The 16,157-nt window shown below is 65.9% G+C and carries 13 protein-coding genes; 3 read left to right on the top strand and 10 right to left on the bottom strand.

Translation table 11 applies throughout. From position 1 onward, the window contains the following. Positions 1-203 precede the first annotated feature (203 nt). Both VHO04_RS13035 and VHO04_RS13030 read left to right on the top strand, forming a co-directional pair. Positions 204-704 carry a hypothetical protein gene (locus tag VHO04_RS13035; protein WP_329628689.1) on the top strand — a complete coding sequence of 167 codons (501 nt, stop codon included), beginning with the start codon at positions 204-206 and terminating at the stop codon, positions 702-704. A 358-nt stretch (positions 705-1,062) separates the two neighbouring features. After that, a complete protein-coding gene (locus VHO04_RS13030) occupies positions 1,063-1,557 on the top strand; it encodes a hypothetical protein (protein WP_329628688.1) in 495 nt (164 codons plus the stop codon). 236 nt (positions 1,558-1,793) lie between these two features. Here VHO04_RS13030 and VHO04_RS13025 read toward each other — a convergent pair whose 3' ends face one another. After that, a complete protein-coding gene (locus VHO04_RS13025) occupies positions 1,794-3,797 on the bottom strand; it encodes a phytase (protein ID WP_329628687.1) in 2,004 nt (667 codons plus the stop codon). A 42-nt stretch (positions 3,798-3,839) separates the two neighbouring features. Here VHO04_RS13025 and VHO04_RS13020 point away from each other — a divergent pair, with 42 nt between their 5' ends. Then, positions 3,840-4,703, top strand: coding sequence for an inositol monophosphatase family protein (locus VHO04_RS13020; protein WP_329628686.1), 864 nt, complete (start codon positions 3,840-3,842; stop codon positions 4,701-4,703). Between the two features lie 167 nt (positions 4,704-4,870). On the opposite strand, the gene VHO04_RS13015 is transcribed toward VHO04_RS13020, so the two are convergent. From VHO04_RS13015 to VHO04_RS12975, 9 genes are all read right to left on the bottom strand, one after another. Continuing rightward, positions 4,871-5,986: a Gfo/Idh/MocA family oxidoreductase gene (locus VHO04_RS13015; protein ID WP_329628685.1), complete on the bottom strand. Its 1,116-nt coding sequence runs from the start codon at positions 5,984-5,986 to the stop codon at positions 4,871-4,873. Next, the gene (locus tag VHO04_RS13010) at positions 5,983-6,183 is read right to left on the bottom strand and encodes a hypothetical protein (RefSeq protein WP_257546535.1); all 201 of its coding nucleotides are present in this window, start codon (positions 6,181-6,183) and stop codon (positions 5,983-5,985) included. Before VHO04_RS13010 ends, VHO04_RS13015 begins: the two co-directional genes overlap by 4 nt. Before the next feature lie 2 nt (positions 6,184-6,185). Beyond that, positions 6,186-7,592, bottom strand: coding sequence for an alkaline phosphatase D family protein (locus tag VHO04_RS13005; protein WP_329628684.1), 1,407 nt, complete (start codon positions 7,590-7,592; stop codon positions 6,186-6,188). Between the two features lie 11 nt (positions 7,593-7,603). Beyond that, positions 7,604-8,938 carry an MFS transporter gene (locus VHO04_RS13000; protein ID WP_329628683.1) on the bottom strand — a complete coding sequence of 445 codons (1,335 nt, stop codon included), beginning with the start codon at positions 8,936-8,938 and terminating at the stop codon, positions 7,604-7,606. A 242-nt stretch (positions 8,939-9,180) separates the two neighbouring features. Further along, positions 9,181-10,674 carry a CoA-acylating methylmalonate-semialdehyde dehydrogenase gene (locus tag VHO04_RS12995; protein WP_329628682.1) on the bottom strand — a complete coding sequence of 498 codons (1,494 nt, stop codon included), beginning with the start codon at positions 10,672-10,674 and terminating at the stop codon, positions 9,181-9,183. Positions 10,675-10,683: 9 nt separating this feature from the next. Then, complete coding sequence (gene iolB, locus VHO04_RS12990) at positions 10,684-11,475, bottom strand: 5-deoxy-glucuronate isomerase (RefSeq protein ID WP_329628681.1); 792 nt, start codon at positions 11,473-11,475, stop codon at positions 10,684-10,686. Continuing rightward, positions 11,475-12,368: a myo-inosose-2 dehydratase gene (gene iolE, locus VHO04_RS12985; RefSeq protein WP_329628680.1), complete on the bottom strand. Its 894-nt coding sequence runs from the start codon at positions 12,366-12,368 to the stop codon at positions 11,475-11,477. The genes iolB and iolE overlap by 1 nt, the downstream gene beginning before the upstream one ends. Next, the gene (gene iolD, locus VHO04_RS12980; RefSeq protein ID WP_329628679.1) at positions 12,365-14,200 is read right to left on the bottom strand and encodes a 3D-(3,5/4)-trihydroxycyclohexane-1,2-dione acylhydrolase (decyclizing); all 1,836 of its coding nucleotides are present in this window, start codon (positions 14,198-14,200) and stop codon (positions 12,365-12,367) included. Before iolD ends, iolE begins: the two co-directional genes overlap by 4 nt. Beyond that, complete coding sequence (locus VHO04_RS12975; protein WP_329628678.1) at positions 14,197-16,137, bottom strand: bifunctional 5-dehydro-2-deoxygluconokinase/5-dehydro-2-deoxyphosphogluconate aldolase; 1,941 nt, start codon at positions 16,135-16,137, stop codon at positions 14,197-14,199. Before VHO04_RS12975 ends, iolD begins: the two co-directional genes overlap by 4 nt. Between the last annotated feature and the right edge of the window lie 20 nt (positions 16,138-16,157).

Genomic DNA, 16,157 nt, shown 5'->3' with positions numbered 1-16,157 from the left:
GACCGGTCGCCCGGTCGATCACGAAGGCAAATGCCAATTGCTGCGTTCGCAAAGCGTAAGCGCTGCGTTTCTTAAGCGTTTCCTTAGCGTTATTAATTCGTCGCGCGGCTGTTCGGTATTGCTCCCACCTTCAGCAGCGTCTTAATCCGCCCTCCGGGAGGCGCGGCATAATCCGCGCGGGGAGAAGGGAAAGAGGGGTGGGGGTGAACGGTATGGCGCTTTATCGGCTCCGGCTTTTGGGAGCGTTTCAGCTGGTTGCGCCGAACGGACAGCGTATTGACGTCACCAGCAAAAAGGCGATCGCGCTGCTCGGTCTTCTGGCAAGTGCCAACTCGGGCGAGCGATGGCGCGCCTGGATTCAGGACAAGCTTTGGGGATCGCGCGAGCTCCGACAAGCGCAAGCGAGCCTGCGGCGCGAGCTCCATGGTCTCCGCAAGCTGACGGCAGGCTCGCCTTTTCCGCTCGTCGAGGCAACGACCCGGACGGTTCGGCTGAATCTGAACGTCGTCGATGTCGATATTCGCAATGAGGAGGCCGTCATGCTTTCCCCTGGTGAGTTCCTCGAAGGAATCGATATAGCGGGCGAAGAGTCTTTCGAGGAATGGCTCCGCGAAATGCGGAACAACATCGCGGATTCGTCTGGCCCGATGCCTTCGGCCGACAAGCAATACAATTCACCAGTGGGCCTCGATCAGACGCATTAGCCGCGCTCGCGCGCGTCGCGTCGGCAGGATTTCCATAGCTGCGCGCATTGTCGTTTCGCCACACTACCCCGGTTGGAAGGCATTGCCGCAGTTGGGGCCGGGACAAGGGTCAAAATGTCCCGGCCCCGTCAATGCAAGTTATGCAGCCTTACTCATCGTAGTCTCCGACGGCTTCGAGCACACTGCATGCCGTGCCTCTATTTCCGGATAATCGTGAGCGCTCAAGGAGCGGCTTCGCTCGTTCGCTCGGCAGGTACCGAGTCTTTAAGAATCCTTTAGAGCGCCTTCAAGACTTTGAGGAGAACGGCCACGCAAGGGCATGCGGGGATGCCATTCCGCAGATAAACGAGCGAGGCCGATGCTAATCGAGATGGAAGATCGACACCCGAGATATCGGCTGAAGTTGCTCGGAGCCTTTCAGTTGGCAGCGCCAGATGGCAGCCGGCTCCCTTTCTCAAGCAAAAAGGGGATCGCCTTGCTTGGTCTCCTTGCTACAGCCGGCAATGGCGAACGGTGGCGCCCATGGATTCAGGAAAAGCTCTGGGGCACGAGGGGACCTGCTCAGGCGCAAGGCAGCCTCAGGCGCGAGCTTCATGGTCTGCGCCAGGTTGGCACCGAGGTGGGGGTTCCGCTGATCGAGACGAACCGCCGCGTTGCTCGTCTGATTTTGGAGAATGTCGATGTGGACGTGTGGCGCGCCCCGCGACGCACCACTCGACGTCAGGAGTTTCTGGAAGGCATGAGCGTTGTCGGCGAGGAAGGGTTCGAAGAATGGCTTCAAAATGTGCGAAAGACACTCCGCGACCCAAGCGGCAGTGAACTTACCCGCGTCGGGGCCAGACAACCTAGCTAGGCCGGTGATGTCGACACACGCCACGTTAACCTCCTGTCAGTATCATTCATGCCCAAATAATCCCAATGGACAGATGGCATCTCTGATGGTATGACGACCATGCTAAAGGCAAATAGTAACATTAAATCAATACCTTGCTGCGGCAGCCGGGTGCCCGTAGGGGTCACCATTCCGACACAACATCGACCACGGGCCGGGGCAGACCCGCTGCGCACCAGGTGCACAGCGGGATGCGATCAAAGATCGAGGCCGAGCGCCTTTGCCACCCGTTCCCACGGCACCAGCTTGAAATTCTGATTCTCGGGCGGCGAGACGTTGCGGCCGTCCTGCGCGACCATCAGGCCGTGCGGGAAGTTGGGTCCTGCCGCGAGGCTGCTGACGTCGAGACCGTCGGTTTCGGAGACGCCGTCGATCCCCGCCGCCATGTCGGCGCCGATACGGAACGAGCCGACATAGGCGTTGTCGCCCTCGCGGCGGAACACCGCATAGCTGTCATTGCCCTGGCTCGAGACGACCAGGTAGCCCTTGCCGTCCGCCATCGCATAGAGGCCCATGCCCTCCATATCGTCCTTGAGCGCGGGATTGTCGGTAATTTTCGCCAGCATCGTGCGCGCGGGGCCGCCGCGCGGTTCGGCGCCCTCGCGCCAGATGCCGACATCCTCCTCGCCGGTATAGAGCATCCCCGTCTCATCATCGGCGACGCAGCCTTCGACCTGGCTCGCGAAGGGCAGGTCGCGCACCAGCTTCGCGCGCACCTTGCCTGCGGGGGTCGCGACCAGTTCCCACTGGCGCATCTTGCCGTCGGTCTGGTTGACGAAGACATAGGTCTTTTTCGTCTTCGCGCTGCGGTACATGCACAGGCCATAGGGGTCTTCGAAGCCGGTATTCTGCAGCCCGTCGGCGACGTCGGTCAGCCGGCGCGTCGCGGGGTCGAGCGCATAGATCGATATGCCCTTCGTCGTGCGGTTGCTGGCCGTCACCAGCGTCACGTCGCGTCCGCCGAGGCGGAAACCGCTGCGCAGGTCGACATTGTTCACGCGTCCGTCAGGCAGATATTGGAGCACCTTACCATCAAGGCCATAGACATAGAGCCCCGACTGCTTCTGCGTGCCGATGATGACGCTTTGCGCGGGGTCGGCGGGGTCGATCCAGATCGCGGGATCGTCGGCGGCATCGCCGCCGGTTTCGACCGGCGCGGTCTCGACCGTCGGGCGCGCCAGCGGCATCGTCGCGGGCGCCGGGGCGGCGGGGCGTTCGGAGAGGCCCGCCGCGGCGAGCAGCGCGGGCCAACTCACGATCTTGAAATTGGGCTGTTCGGGCGCATTGTCGTCGTCGGCGACGACCACGACCGGCCCCGCGATGGTGATGCTGCCCGCGTCCTCGACCCTGTCGGCGCCCGCCGCGAGCGCGACCGAGCCGAGATAGGCATGATCGTCGGCGGGATCGTAGATGTTGAGCCGGTCGGCCTTGGCGTCCGAGACGAGCAGCCGTCCGTCGGCGGCGATGGCGACGCCCTTCGCTTCGTCGGTGATATGGCCGAGGCGGACGATATCGACGATTTCGGGCTTGATCTCGGCCTCGGGCTCGGCGGCGAAGCGCCAGACGCCGACGGCTTCCTGCGAGACATAGACCGAGCCGCGATCGTCGGCGGCGCAATAGCCGATCTCCGACCCCAGCGACCAGCGGCGCGCGATCCGCCCGCTCATCGCGCCCGAGGCGTCGGCGGCGAGCCCCCATTGCTCGATCTCGCCCCGGTCGCCGACGAGGAAGAGATAGAGAGTGCCGTCGCGATGGCTGCGCGAGAAACAGAGGCCGGCGACCGTCATATCGGGCTTGATTCCGGTCAGCGCGAGCGGCGTGGGGGCGCCGCCGGCGCCGACGCGGAAAAGCCTGGGCGCGTTCGCCTTGCCGTCGAGCGCGGCAAGCAACGGCGCACCGCCCGGCGCGGCGTCGGCGCGAAGATCGAGCGCGCGGATATTGCCGACCTTGTGCGTCGCGACACGCTGTCCCTTCAAATCGAAAACTTCGATTCCCGCCGATTCGGCGCCCGCGAGAATCAGCGTGCGCGACGGATCGCCGGGATCGGCGATCACGGCGGCGCCATCGGCCCCCGACCCTTGCGTCGCCTGCGTCTCCGCCGAGGCGGCGACGGCAGGAATCGCGGCGCCATCGGGGGCAGCGGTCGCAATGGCGGGAACGGCCGCCAGCGCGGCGGCGATTGCAAACAGACTGGTTTTCACTCAACCCTCCCTCATTCGTCCGGAAAGACGGCGGCCGCCGGGATGCGATGGCTCGCCTTAAATTTCAGAATAATTTTTCTATCTTTATTAGAAAACAGAACGTATATTCATTCCATGCCAATGTCATCCCTTATTTCCGCCATGATCGCCGCTGCTCACGCCGCGGGCGAAGGATTGATCGCCGATCGCGCGCGCATCGCGACGCTCACGATCCACAGCAAGGCCGGCGCCGCCGACATGTTCACCGAGGCCGACCTGAAGGCCGAGGCCACCGTCCGCGATCGGTTGATGGCCCATGCCCCCGATTACGGCTTCCTCGGCGAGGAAGGCGGGCTGACCCCCGGCCGCGACGCCGACCATGTGTGGGTGGTCGATCCCCTGGACGGTACGACCAACTTCCTGACAGGATCCCCACTCTTCGCCGTGAATATTGCACTGGCGCGACAGGGCGAGGTGATTGCGGGCGTAACTTACGTCCCCGCGATGGACGAGCTGTTCTGGGCGGAAACCGGCAGCGGCGCCTGGCTGGGCGAGCAGCGCATCCATATTTCGGCGCGCACGACGATCGAGGAATCGGTGCTGGGGGTCGGCATTCCCTTTGCGACCAAGCCGGATCACGAACAATTTTACGCCGAGATGGAACGGCTGACCCCGCGCGTCACCGGCATCCGCCGCCTCGGCGCCGGGGCGATCGACATGGCGTGGGTCGCCTGCGGCCGCCACGACGCCTATTGGGAACAGAGCGTCAGCGCCTGGGACATGGCCGCAGGGGTCGCGATCGTCCGCGAGGCGGGCGGGATCGTCACCGACACGCTCGGCAACGCGCTCGACCTGATGAACGGCACGGTGCTGGCATCGACGCCGGCGATCCACGGGGAATTGCTCACGGCGCTGGCACGGGTTTAGGTTTGAAAAACATGGGGCTTGGAGTGGAGAGAGGACATTCCTTTCCTTCGTCATCCCGGACTTGATCCGGGATCCACTCTCTCAGCGCCGGATGAATGGATCCCGGATCAAGTCCGGGATGACGATGTAAGGTAGGCCGCCTTCCGGTCGTCAGCCGCCGCTTCCCCTCAGGGCTTCACCCAACCTTCCTCGCGGTGCGAGCGGCGGATCGCGTCGGCGACCTTCTCCACCGCCAGCGCATCGGCGAAGCTCCTTGCCGCTGAGGGCAGTCCCGCCGCGGCCTCGACCGCGGCCTTGACCTCGATCGTCTTCAAATCATTATAGCCGATCTGGTGGCCCGATGCGGGGCAGAAGGCGCCATAGTCGCCATGCTCAGGTCCCGCGCAGATCGTCGTGAAGCCATTGGTGCGGCCCGGCCCGGAACGATAGAGTTGCAGTTCGTTGAACTGCTCCTGCGTGAAGGCGATCGAGCCCTTCGTGCCGCTGACCTCGAACGCCAGCCCCATCTTGTGCCCGCTCGCGATCCAGCTCGCCGCGAGAGTGCCGGTCGCGCCGCCGGCAAATTCGACGACCGCGTCCATCTGGTCGTCGACCGTCACCGCGCGGTCGGTGCCCGCTGCGTCGCGGCGCGTCGGGTAAGCGGTATGCAGCCGGCCCGACACCGACGCGATGTCGCCGACCAGATGCTGCGCCATCGCGATGATATGGCTGCCGATGTCGGCGAGCGCGCCGCCCGCTTGCTCGGGCTCGCAGCGCCAATTGAACGGCGCGTCGGCCGACGCCATGAAATCCTCGGCATGGATGCCGCGAAAGGCGGTCACCTCGCCGATCTCGCCGCTGGCGATCAGGTCGCGCGCGAGGACGATCATCGGATTGTAGAGATAGGTGAAGCCGACTGCGGTCGGCCGCCCCGTTGCTGCGGCGGCCGCGGTCATCGCTTCGGACTCCGCAATCGTCGTCGCCAGCGGCTTTTCGCAATAGACCGCCTTCCCGGCCTGAAGCGCGGCGATCGCGATCGGGGCGTGGAGCAGGTTCGGGGTGGCAATCGCGACCATGTCGATCGATGCGTCGGCGATCGCCTCGCGCCAGTCGCCGCTTGCCTGCGGGATACCGAGCGAGGCAGCCGCAGCGGCCGCCGTCGGCAGATCGCGGTCGGCGAGGATCGTGACGCGCGGCGCTCGCGGCAGGTCGAAGGTCCGGTCGGCGGCGGCGAAGGCGAGCGCATGGGCGCGGCCCATGAAGCCGCTGCCGATCAGCGCGATATGGAGGGGAGCGCCGCTCATCCGCCCGCGACCTGGTGAAAGCGTTCGCGCAGCCGCTCGATCGTCTTGCGCTTCACCGGCTGACCGTCGCGCAGCTTGTACCAGCTATTCTGGCTGATCCGGTAGGTCTCGAACAGGCCTTCCCGCGTCGCGCACGGCAGATGCGCCTTCAGTGCCTCGAACTCGTCGCGCGCGATCGTCTCCATCTCGAAACGCATTCTCATTCACCTCCATAATAGCTGCCGCCGCGCTCCACGCGCTCGCGGCGTTCGAGTTCATGCGGGTCGATCGCTGCGCGCCAGCTCTGCTTGCCGTTGACCAGATCGGCGGCGCGCAGGACGACGGGTTTGCCCGACGCCGAAGCCCCGATCACGTCGCGAATGCTCAATTCGACGCGCGGCTCGGGATCGAAGCTGAACTCGAGCAGGCCGAAATTGGCGCTCCGCACCCACGGCGCACGCAATCGCACCTCGGGATGCTGATCGACGAATTTGGGCGCGAGATATTGGGCGAGACCCGAGCTCACCAGATCGTAGAAATCATAACCGCCCTGCTCGGACCAAGGCACACAGTTGAGTTCGCCCTGATGGACGTCGCCCGAAATGCCGAGACAGCCGCCGATCCGTTCATCGCGGATGAAATCGAGGATCTCGTTCCGCTCATGAAGATAGGCGGCCCAGCTGTCACCGTCCTTTTCGGCGAGCGTCCAGCCGGTGCCCGACGCAAGGATCTTGAACGCCGCCTTCGATGCCTTGAGCTCGCGCTTCAGCCACGCCTTTTGTCCCGCGCCGAGCATCGTCTTGGCCGGACTGTCGGGGTCCGACGGCGGGTCGCGATGGTAACGCCCGTCGAGCATGAAGATGTCGACCGGCCCAAAGCTGTGACGAAAGAAGATGCCGGGCGTATCGGGCAGCCCCGACGCCGGATTCGCCCACCAGCGGTCGAACAGGCGGCGCGTCATCGCCTTCGCGCCGTTGCGGCGGTCCGAATCATTATAGCCGAAATCATGATCGTCCCAGATCGCGAGCTGCGGCACCAACCGCAGCAGCGGGACGAGCGCCGGCACATTGCGCTGGCGCGAATAGAGCGCCGAAAAGGCGGTCTCGCTATCACTGTCGGCATAGATATTGTCACCGAGCCACAGGAAGAGGTCGGGCTCCATCGCCGCGACCGCTTCGAACACCGGTTGTTCGGGGTAGAGCTGGATGCGCGCGCACGAGCCGAAAGCGATGCGGATCGGGCGCGGCCGGTCGGGCGCGGTACGGGTGCGAAAGGCGAGCGGCTGGTGCCGGTCGTCGATCCCGTCGGCCTTGATGCGGTAATAATAGTCGGTGTCGGGCCGAAGCCCCTTCACTTCGATCGCGGTGCAGAGATCATTCTCCTGCGTCGCGGCGACCGGCGCGGTCGTCTTTGCATCGGCGAAGTCGCGGCGCGTCGCATATTCGACTGCGACCCCGAAGGCGCCGCTGGCGCGCGACCAGATCGTAATGCTTTCCGGCGTCGTCGCACCGACCATCGGGCCATCGAGCAGCCGCGGATAGCCGATCGCGGCGGCATAAAGCCGGCGCGGCAGCGCGGCGAGAAAGGCAAGCGCGGCGCCCCCGCGCAACAGATTGCGGCGATGCATCGTCATGTCCTTCAGTCGCGCAGCTTCGTGTTCCAGAGCGTCGTGGCGAGGATCGTCGCCAGCACCGAACTGCCGATCCAGAACCAGATCACCGGCCCGAAATCATAGACGTTCGCGCCGTTCGCCATATGCATGTTGGCGTCGATCAACGCCCCCGACACCTGTTCCTGGATCGCGGCGCCGAGATAGGAGAAGACGCCGACAAGGCCGAGCGCGGCGCCCGCGACGCGCTTCGGACAGATATCGATCGCGAAGAGGCCGCCGAGCGAGGTGACAAGGCCGGTCATGCCGAGCCCGAACAAAACCACCGCGACCAGAACGACGGCCGGATTGTTCGGGCCGAAGAAGAGCAGCAGCAGCCCGACGAGCTCGACGACGCCGAACAGCAGATTGGCGGGCGGACGCCGCGCGCCGAAAAATTTATCGGAAACGAAGCCGAAGGCGACCGCGCCCGCGACCCCCGCGAGCGTGCTCGCGGTGAGCACCGCGCCCGCCTCGGCCAGCGAATAGCCGCGCGCTTCCTGGAGATAGAGGATGCCCCAGCTGTTGATCGCATAGCGCGTCACATAATTGGCGGCGCTCGCCAGCGCGAGGATCCAGACCGCGGGGATTTTGAGGATCGAAAGCTGGGTCGCGAACACTCCGCGCTCGGGCGCGCCTTCGGCGGGCGGAGCATAATGATCGTTCCGCCAGTCGGCGACGGTCGGCAGGCCCAGCGCGCGCGGCCGGTCCGCCATCGCGTAAAAGGCGGCGATCCCGGCGAGGATCGCGGCGACGCCCGGCCCCCAGAAGCCCCAGCGCCAGCCGCCGAACGCGACGAGCGCCGAGACCGCGGCAAAGGTCAGCCCCTCGCCGATCGAATGCGCGGTCGACCAGATGCCGTAATAGCGCCCGCGCTCGCGGTTCGAGAACCAGCTCGCCAGCGCGACGACGCACGCCGGGGCGCCATAGCTCTGAAACCAGCCGTTGAGCCCCCAGATGAGCAAAGTCGCCCAGAAGAGCGTCGAAAAGCCCATCGCGATGTTGCACAGCGCCGACAGGATCATCCCCGCCGCGAACAGCCGCTTCACATTGCTGTGGTCGGCGACGAAGCCGTTGATCAGCTTGCCCGCGGCATAGGTGTAGAAGAGCGCCGAACCGATCATCCCGAGCTCGAGCGGCGTGAAGATGCCCTGATCGATCAGCGGCTTCTTGACGATGTTGATCGCGAGCCGACAGGTGTAGCTAACGGCATAGGCGAGCGTGATCGCCATGATGATCCGCATCCGATAGCTCTTGAAAGCGCCATCGACGCCGTCGTCGGTCCTGACCGGCAGGTCCGGCCCCGTCGCGAAATATCTCAGCATCGCCTCTCTCCCGCACCGGCGCCTCTGTCGTTCGGGCGTCCGGCGCATGATGTTATTTCATTTTATATATAAATGGAAGATTTGTTTCGTTTTACTTTGCGGCCGGCTCGAAAGTAAAGGAGCGGGTGTGTCCCCGCGAAGGCGGGGCCCCATCTCCTGATAGTTCCATTTCGCACCGGCCGGTGATGCCCCCCCGCCTTGGCGGGGGAACAGGGCATTTCTCACCCTGTCGGTTTCGAGCCTCATGACGTCGGAATGAGGAACGCATTGTCACCAGCACCGCCGTCGGGCCAGCGCTGGGTCACCGTCTTGACCTTGGTCCAGAAGCGCACGCCCTCCATCCCATATTGGTTGGTGTCGCCGAAGCCCGAACGCTTCCAGCCGCCGAAGCTGTGATAGGCGACCGGCACCGGGATCGGCACGTTGATCCCGACCATACCGACGTTGACGCGCTGCGCGAATTCGCGCGCGGCATGGCCGTTGCGCGTGAAAATCGCGACGCCATTGCCATATTGATGATCACTCGGCAGGCGGAGCGCCGTTTCGAAATCGGGGGCGCGGACGATCTGCAGCACCGGGCCGAAGATTTCCTCGCGATAGGCGCGCATGTCGGTCGTCACCCGGTCGAACAAAGTCGGGCCGACGAAGAAGCCCTGTTTGTGCCCTTGCAGCACCAGCCCGCGACCGTCGACGACCAGCTCGGCGCCCTCGTCGACCCCGGTCTGGATCCATTGTTCGATACGCGCCTTGTGCGCGGCGTTGACCACGGGTCCGTAATGCGCGTCGGGATCGCTCGACACCCCGACCTTGAGCGCGGCGATCGCCGGGATCAGCCGTTCGCGCAGCGCATCGGCGGTCTTGTCGCCCACCGGCACCACCACCGGCAGCGCCATGCAGCGCTCGCCCGCCGAACCGAAGGCGGCGCCGCAAAGGTCGCTGACCACCTGGTCGAGGTCGGCGTCGGGCATGACGATGCCGTGATTCTTCGCGCCGCCCATCGCCTGCACGCGCTTGCCCGCCGCGGTGCCGCGGCCATAGACATAATGCGCGATGTCCGACGAGCCGACGAAGCTGACCGCCGCGATCGCCGGATGGTCGAGGATCGCGTCGACCATCTCCTTGTCGCCATGGACGACCTGCAAAATGCCCTCGGGCAGTCCCGCCTCGCGCATCAGTTCGGCGAGGCGCACCGGCACCGACGGGTCGCGCTCGCTGGGCTTGAGGATGAAGGCGTTGCCCGCCGCGATCGCGGGGCCGAACATCCACATCGGGATCATCGCGGGGAAATTGAACGGCGTGATGCCCGCGACGACGCCAAGCGCCTGCCGCATCGCATAGACGTCGATTCCCGGCCCCGCGCCCTGGGTATATTCGCCCTTCAGCGCGTGTGGGATGCCGCACGAGAATTCGATCACCTCCAGCCCGCGCAGCACATCGCCGCGCGCATCGGCGACGACCTTGCCATGCTCGCTCGCGAGCAGCTCGGCGAGTTCCTGCATATTCGCCTCGAGCAGGTCGCGGAAGCGGAACATCACGCGCGCACGGCGCTGCGGATTGGTCGCCGCCCAGCCGGGCTGCGCGGCCTGGGCTGCGGCGACGGCGCAGTCGAGATCGGCGGGGGTCGAAAAGGCGACGCGAGCCTGAACCTGCCCCGTGCTCGGGTTGAAAACCTCGCCCGCACGCACGGAACCGCCGCCGGCGGCGTCGCCGGCGATGAAGGGGTCAATCTGTCTCATCGCTCTTCCTTACTGGCGCACGATCCACTCGTGCGCGGGGTCGTTGCGGAACACCCAGTTGCGCCGGGGCCCCGCCATCACGTTCAGATAATAGAGGTCGTATCCGTGCGGCGCGCCGACCGGATGATAGCCGCGCGGCACCATCACGACGTCGCCGTCCTCGACCGCCATCGTCTCGTCGATGTCGCGTTCGTCGGTATAGACGCGCTGGAAGGCGAAGCCCTGCGGCGGCGACAGGCGGTGGTAATAGGTTTCCTCGAGGAAGGTTTCCTCGGGGAAGGCGTCGCGGTCGTGCTTGTGCGGCGGATAGCTCGACCAGTGGCCGCCGGGGGTGATCACCTCGACGACGAGCAGGCTTTCGGCCTCGTCGGCATCCGACAGGATATTGCGGACGTGACGCGTGTTCGTGCCCTGCCCGCGCACCTCGACCGCGTCGGAGCGGATCAGCCGCACCGCGCCCGCGCCGGTTCCGGGCGCGGTGCAGATCGCGATTTCGGCATCGGACGTCGCCTCGATCGTGTAGCGATGGCCCGCGGGGATATAGACCGACGTCGCGGCACCGTCGAACACCGTCTCGCGTCCGCCGATATCGCCGAAATGCTCGCCCCCCGCATCGACCGACACGGTGCCGGTCAGGATCACGAGGCACGCCTCGCGCCCGTCCTCGACATGATTGTAGCGCGCACCCGCGGCCAGCCGGACCACGCGGAAGCCGACATATTGCCAGCCCGCGCTTTCGGGGGTGATGTCGAGCAGCGTGCCATCGTCGTCGGGGGCGTGCGGGCGGACGAGCAGCGACATCAGACCAGCGCCTCCTCGCGCGCGAGCCGCTTCAGCGTGTCGAGGCCGAGCTGGCTATAGTCGCGCGGATTGGCGATCGCCGGGTCCTGTTCGGCCTCGATCACGATCCAGCCCGAATAGTCCATGTCGGCGAGCGCGCGCATGAAGGGCGCATAATCATAGTCGCCGTCGCCCGGCGCGGTGAACATGCCGCCGACGACGCCATTGAGGAAGCTCGTCCCGTTCGCGAGAAACGCGTCATATTTCGCGGTGCGGACATCCTTGCAATGGACGTGGGCGACGCGCTCGGGGCGCGCCTTGATCACGTCGATCGGCTCGATTCCGCCGAACAGCGCGTGGCCGGTATCGAGCACCAGCCCGACATGATCGCCGGTCGCGTCGAAAAAGCGTTCGAGTTCATCCTTCGTCTCGACGACCGTCCCCAAATGATGGTGATAGGCGAAACGCAGTCCGCGATCGGTGATGAAGCGCGCGACTGTATTCAGCCGCTCGCCGAACTGCTTCCAGTCGGCGGCGGGGAGCAACGGATGTGTGTCGAGCCGGCTGCCATAGCGGTCGCCGTGGACCGCGTTCGACGTCTCGGCGAGGATGAATACGCTCGAATCCATATATTCGAGCAAAGCGAGATGCTTCGCCAGCGCCGCAATCTCGGCATCGGCGTCGCGGACCAGAAGGTTCGACGAATACCAGCCGCCGACGATGTCGAGGCCATATCCCGCCATGATCGGCGCCAGCACTTCGGGATCGCGCGGGAATTTATTGCCGAGCTCGACCCCGTCGAAGCCGATGTCGCGGACATCGGTGAGCAGTTCGTCGAGCGTCGTATCACCGCCCAGTTCGCGCATGTCGTCGTTGCACCAGGCGATCGGGCTCACGCCCCAGCGGATCGTCATTGTCTCTCTCCGTCGATTCGATGTTCATAGTCGCGCCGCGCGGCCTGCACTTCGGCGCGCGCCGACACTTCGGGGACGGCGACGTCCCACCAATGGCCGCCCGCCTCGGTGGTGATCGCGGGATCGGTGTCGATGACGATCACATAGGATTGGGCCGACGCCTTCGCGCGGCCGAGCGCGGCGTCGAGGTCTGCGAGGCCGCCGACCTTCTCAGCCGCTGCGCCGAGGCTGCGGGCATGGGCCGCGAAATCGATCTCAGGCAGCACGGCATGCGCCGCATCGGCGAGCAGATTGTTGAACGGACGCCCGCCCGTCCCCTGCTGCAGCCGGTTGATGCAGCCGTAGCCGCGGTTGTCGAGCAGCACGACTATGATCTTGTGCCCGAGCATCACCGAGGTCGCGAGTTCGGAGTTGAGCATCAGATAACTGCCGTCGCCGACCATCACGATGACGTCGCGCGCCGGGTCAGCCATCTTGACCCCCAGCCCGCCCGCGACCTCGTAGCCCATGCACGAAAAGCCATATTCGACATGATAGCCGCCGGGCCGGTGGCTCCGCCAAAGCTTGTGCAATTCGCCGGGCAGCCCGCCCGCGGCGCAGACGACGGTCGCATCCTCGCCCACCTGCCGCCAGACCGCGCCGATCACCTGCGCGTCGGACGGAAGCGTATCGCCGGGCGCGGTCGCGGTGTCCCACGCGGCGTTCCACTTGGCAATCGCGTCACAGTTCGCGTCACGCCACGAAGCATCGACCTGCCATCCGTCGAGCGCCTCGGCCAAGGCTTCGAGCGTTTCGCGCGCGTCGCCGACGACCGCCTCGGCGCCCTGCTTGATCGCATCGGGCGCAGCGATGTTGATCTGAACCAGCCGCTTACCCGCGAAGAGCGTGCGCGACCCGGTGGTGAAATCCTGCAGCCGCGTCCCGACGCCGATAATCAGGTCGGCGGCCTCGGCGGCGGCGTTCGCCGCGCTTGTGCCGGTAACGCCGATGCTGCCGAGTGCTTGCGGATGGTCCCAGGCGAGTGCGCCCTTTCCCGCCTGCGTCTCGGCAACGGGAATGCCGGTCCGTCCCGCGAGATCGGCCAGCACCGTCTCGGCTTCGGAATAGAGCACACCGCCGCCCGCGACGATCAGCGGCGCCTTTGCGGTGCAAACCGCTTCGACGAGACGGTCAAGTTCCACACGGTCGGCGCGCGGTCGGCGCTGACGCCAAAGGCGCGGGGTAAAGAAGCCCTCGGGATAATCATAAGCCTCGGCCTGCACGTCCTGACAGAGCGCGAGCGTTACCGGCCCGCACAGCGCCGGATCGGTGAGCATTCCCATCGCGCGCGGCAGCGCGTCGAGGATCTGCTCGGGCCGCGTGATGCGATCGAAATAGCGCGACACCGGGCGAAAACAGTCGTTGGCGCTGACCGTCGCGTCGGCGAAATCCTCGATCTGCTGGAGCACCGGATCGGGGCGGCGGCTGGCATAGACGTCGCCGGGCAGGAACAGCACCGGCAGCCGGTTGACGTGCGCGAGCGCCGCCGCGGTCACCATATTGGTCGCGCCGGGGCCGATCGAGGTCGTGCACGCCATCGCGCGGCGACGACGGCTCGCCTTGGCAAACGCGATCGCCGCGTGCGCCATCCCCTGTTCGTTATGCGCTCGGAAGGTCGGAAGCGTGTCTTCCATCGCGGCGAGCGCCTCGCCCATCCCCGCGACATTGCCGTGGCCGAAGATCGCCCAGATGCCTGCGAAATAAGGCTGCTCGACGCCGTCGACCTCGACCCGCTGCACCGCGAGCCAGCGCGACAACGCCTGCGCCATCGTCAATCTGACCGTCCTGCTCATGCCGCCACCCTAGCACGGCGGGCCGCGCGCCAGCCATCGGCAAGGACGCGCAGATTGGCGCCGAGCGCGGCGATCGCCGCCTCGTCGTCGATCGCGCCGGTCAGCCATTGCTGCGCGACGTCGTGAAAGATGGTGCGGCCGACCGCGAAGCCTTTGACCAGCGGAAAGGCGGCGGCGGCGACGATGCCCGCAAGCACTTCGTCCTGCGGCGCCGACAGGCCGAGCAGAACGATGCCGCGGCAGAGCGGATCGTGGCGCAGGATCGCGGCCTCGCTCGCGGCCCAGGCGGCGGCGTCGGTCGTCGGTTCGAGCTTCCACCAGTCGGGATAGATGCCGAGCGAATAGATATGGTCGATCACCGAGGCGATCGTGCCGCTGTCGACCGGCCCATGTTTCGAGGCGATGATTTCGAGCAGAAATTCGTGCCGCGTGCGGCGGCACGCGTCGAACAGCCGCGCTATCTGCCGGTCCTGCCGCGCGCGCATCTCGGCATCATCGTCCGGATGATAGAAGACGAGGCATTTGACGACATGGTTGGTCGGCCAGTCGCGCAGCGTCATGCCGACGTCGGGCGATCCCTCGAAGCGCAGCGGACGCGACCCCGGCACCTCGATCGGCCGCCCGATCCAGTACGGATGGTCGGCCGCCGCCTCGAGCGCGCGCGCGCCGAAGCGCCCGTCGAGCAGCACGCCATAGTTGGGATCGCCCGCACCCATGCGGTGCAGCGCCTCGAGCGCGAGATTCTTGAAATGATGAACCCGCGCCTCATCGCTTTCGCCGAGTTCGGCGAGCAGATCGTCGAACTGGCTGCGGTGATCGATCGCGAGCACGGTCAGTTCGTCGCGCTCGCCGTGGCGGTTGGTCGACCAGTGGAGCTGTTCGAGCTCGGCGCTTTCGCGCAGACGGTGCGGCCATTCACGGCCGAGAAAATGCTGCAATTCGTCCCACGACGCCATCGCCGGGGCACAGCCGTGCCGCGACACGACGAGCGCACCGCACGCATTGGCGATCTCGCAGCATTTTTCGAGCGGCATGTCCTTCAGCCAGCCGCGCAGGAAACCAGCCATGAAGGCGTCGCCCGCACCGAGCACGTTGAACACCTCGATCGGAAAGCCGCGGCCGACGATCCCGGCATCGAGCGACGCGGGGATCGCATCCGGAAAAGCAACGCATCCCTCGGCGCCGCGCTTGCAGACGAGCAGCGCCGGACTCTTCGCGCGGATCGCACCGAGCGCCGCCAGCGTGTCGGTCGAGCCGCCGAGGATATGGATCTCCTCCTCGGTGCCGACGATCAGGTCGCAGAGCGGCAGCACGCGCTGGAGCGCTTCGGTAACGCCGCTATCCGCGACGAAGCGGTCCTCGCCATTGTCCTTGCCCGCGAGCCCCCACAGCACCGGCCGGTAATCGATGTCGAAAACGACGCGCCCGCCGGCCGCCTTCATCAGCGTCGCCGCCTTGAGGCTCGCCGCGAACACCCCCGGCTGCGACAGATGCGTGCCGTTGATCAGCAGCGCGCCGGCCGAAGCGATGAAATCGGGGTCGATGTCGTCGGCGGCCAGCGCCATGTCGGCGCAATTCTCGCGGTAGAAGATCAGCGGAAAGGTATCGGGATCGCGGATACCGAGGAAAACGAGCGCGGTCAGCCGGTCGGGGTCGGAGCGGACGCCGCGCGTCGACACGCCTTCGCGTTCCAGTTCCTCGACGATGAAGCGCCCGAAATGATCGGCGCCGACACGCGTGATCAGCCCGGCCTTCAAGCCCAGACGCGACGCACCCACCGCGGTGTTGGTCGGGCTGCCGCCGATATATTTGGCAAAACTCGCCATATCCTCGAGCCGCCCGCCGATCTGTTCGCCGTACAGGTCGATCCCCGCGCGCCCCAGCGTGACGACGTCCAGCCGGCCCTCTCCGCCCCGTTCCTGCCCTTGTTGCGCCATCGCTTTCGAGACCATCCTTC

The organism is Sphingopyxis sp. (genome assembly GCF_036261875.1).
GTDB lineage: Bacteria > Pseudomonadota > Alphaproteobacteria > Sphingomonadales > Sphingomonadaceae > Sphingopyxis.
The sequence above is the reverse complement of the archived record's forward strand: the minus strand, read 5'-3'. Positions and strand labels throughout refer to the sequence as shown.

What these genes read in the sequence shown, in the direction of transcription:
- VHO04_RS13030 (WP_329628688.1), top strand. Translation starts at nt 1,063, where the DNA reads ATGCTAATCGAGATGGAAGATCGACACCCGAGATATCGGCTGAAGTTG.
- VHO04_RS13020 (WP_329628686.1), top strand. Translation starts at nt 3,840, where the DNA reads ATGCGATGGCTCGCCTTAAATTTCAGAATAATTTTTCTATCTTTATTA.
- VHO04_RS13015 (WP_329628685.1), bottom strand. Translation starts at nt 5,986, where the DNA reads ATGAGCGGCGCTCCCCTCCATATCGCGCTGATCGGCAGCGGCTTCATG.
- VHO04_RS13010 (WP_257546535.1), bottom strand. Translation starts at nt 6,183, where the DNA reads ATGCGTTTCGAGATGGAGACGATCGCGCGCGACGAGTTCGAGGCACTG.
- VHO04_RS13005 (WP_329628684.1), bottom strand. Translation starts at nt 7,592, where the DNA reads ATGCATCGCCGCAATCTGTTGCGCGGGGGCGCCGCGCTTGCCTTTCTC.
- VHO04_RS13000 (WP_329628683.1), bottom strand. Translation starts at nt 8,938, where the DNA reads ATGCTGAGATATTTCGCGACGGGGCCGGACCTGCCGGTCAGGACCGAC.
- VHO04_RS12995 (WP_329628682.1), bottom strand. Translation starts at nt 10,674, where the DNA reads ATGAGACAGATTGACCCCTTCATCGCCGGCGACGCCGCCGGCGGCGGT.
- iolB (WP_329628681.1), bottom strand. Translation starts at nt 11,475, where the DNA reads ATGTCGCTGCTCGTCCGCCCGCACGCCCCCGACGACGATGGCACGCTG.
- iolE (WP_329628680.1), bottom strand. Translation starts at nt 12,368, where the DNA reads ATGACGATCCGCTGGGGCGTGAGCCCGATCGCCTGGTGCAACGACGAC.
- iolD (WP_329628679.1), bottom strand. Translation starts at nt 14,200, where the DNA reads ATGAGCAGGACGGTCAGATTGACGATGGCGCAGGCGTTGTCGCGCTGG.
- VHO04_RS12975 (WP_329628678.1), bottom strand. Translation starts at nt 16,137, where the DNA reads ATGGCGCAACAAGGGCAGGAACGGGGCGGAGAGGGCCGGCTGGACGTC.